At 64.6% G+C, this 1,691-nt stretch carries 2 protein-coding genes; both read right to left on the bottom strand.

Annotated features, from left to right (window positions below):
* On the bottom strand, window positions 1-917 hold a 917-nt coding region (locus IVA78_RS25500), incomplete at its 3' end, for an FAD-binding protein (RefSeq protein WP_247468468.1).
* Complete coding sequence (locus tag IVA78_RS25495; protein WP_247468465.1) at window positions 917-1,666, bottom strand: electron transfer flavoprotein subunit beta/FixA family protein; 750 nt, start codon at window positions 1,664-1,666, stop codon at window positions 917-919. The genes IVA78_RS25500 and IVA78_RS25495, both read right to left, overlap by 1 nt.
* Window positions 1,667-1,691: the final 25 nt, after the last annotated feature.

Below are 1,691 nucleotides of genomic sequence, written 5' to 3'. Positions count from 1 at the left end.
GTCAGCTCCGGAACCGCTTGGTAGAGGTCCGCCACCAGGCCGTAATCGGCGACCTGGAAGATCGGCGCGTCCTCGTCCTTGTTGATCGCGACGATCACCTTGGAGTCCTTCATGCCGGCCAGATGCTGGATCGCGCCGGAAATGCCCACCGCGACATAGAGCTCGGGAGCCACGACCTTGCCGGTTTGGCCGACCTGCCAGTCGTTCGGCGCATAGCCCGCGTCGACCGCCGCGCGCGAGGCACCGACGCCGGCGCCCAGCTTGTCGGCCAGCGGCTCGATGTACTTTGCGAAATTCTCGCGGCTCTGCATGGCGCGGCCACCAGACACGATGATCTTGGCCGAGGTCAGTTCCGGACGGTCGCTCTTGGCGACTTCCTCGCCGACGAACGTCGACAGGCCCGGATCGGCGGCCGCCGCGACGTTCTCGACGGGCGCACTGCCGCCCTCGCCTGCTGCGGCAAAGGTAGAGGTGCGCACCGTGATGACCTTCTTGGCGTCCTTCGACTTCACCGTCTGGATGGCGTTGCCGGCATAGATCGGGCGCTCGAAGGTATCGGGGGCGACCACCTTGATGATCTCCGAGACCTGCATGACGTCGAGCAGGGCTGCTACACGCGGCATCACGTTCTTGAAGCGCGAGGTCGCGGGCGCGACGATCGCGTCATAGCTGGACGCCAGCGACACGACCAGCGCGGCCAGCGGCTCGGCGAGATCGTGCGCGTAGAGCTCGCCATCGGCGAGCAGCACCTTCTTGACGCCGGCAAGCTTGGCGGCGGCATCCGCCGCGGCCTTGGCGTTCAGGCCGGCCACCAGCACCTCGACCTCCGCGCCGAGCGCGGCAGCCGCAGTGAGCGCCTTGTTGGTCGCATCCTTCAACGACGCATTGTCGTGTTCGGCAATCAGAAGCGTCGTCATCAGAGCACCCCGGCTTCGTTCTTGAGTTTCGACACCAGCTCGGCGACGTCCTTGACCTTGACGCCTGCCTTGCGGCCCGCCGGCTCCGTCGTCTTGAGAATCTCGAGGCGCGCAGCGACGTCGACGCCGTAATCGGCGACGGTCTTTTCCGCGATCGGCTTCTTCTTGGCCTTCATGATGTTGGGCAGCGAGGCATAGCGCGGCTCGTTGAGACGCAGATCGGTGGTGACGATCGCCGGTCCCTTCAGCTTCACGGTCTGGAGGCCGCCATCGACTTCGCGCGTGACCTTGAACTCAGAACCTTCGACCTCGAGCTTGGAGGCGAAGGTCGCCTGCGACCAGCCGAGCAGCGCGGCCAGCATCTGGCCGGTCTGATTGGAGTCGTCGTCGATTGCCTGCTTGCCGAGGATGATCAGGCCCGGCTGCTCTTCGTCCGCAACCTTCTTCAGGATCTTGGCGACCGCGAGCGGCTCGACGGTGCCCTCGGCTTTCACCAGGATGCCGCGATCGGCGCCCATGGCAAGACCGGTGCGGATCGTCTCCGACGCCTGTGCGGGTCCGATCGAGACCACCACGATCTCGGTCGCTTTGCCGCCTTCCTTCAGGCGCAGCGCTTCCTCGACCGCGATTTCATCGAACGGGTTCATGGACATTTTGACGTTGGCGAGTTCAACGCCCGATCCATCGCCCTTGACGCGGACCTTGACGTTGTAATCGACCACCCGCTTTACCGGCACTAAGACCTTCATCGATCCTCTTTCACTCAATTTGGGA

It is taken from the genome of Bradyrhizobium sp. 137, from assembly GCF_023074095.1.
Taxonomy (GTDB): domain Bacteria; phylum Pseudomonadota; class Alphaproteobacteria; order Rhizobiales; family Xanthobacteraceae; genus Bradyrhizobium.
This window is presented reverse-complemented; position numbering and strand designations above follow the sequence as displayed.

What these genes read in the sequence shown, in the direction of transcription:
- IVA78_RS25495 (WP_247468465.1), bottom strand. Translation starts at nt 1,666, where the DNA reads ATGAAGGTCTTAGTGCCGGTAAAGCGGGTGGTCGATTACAACGTCAAG.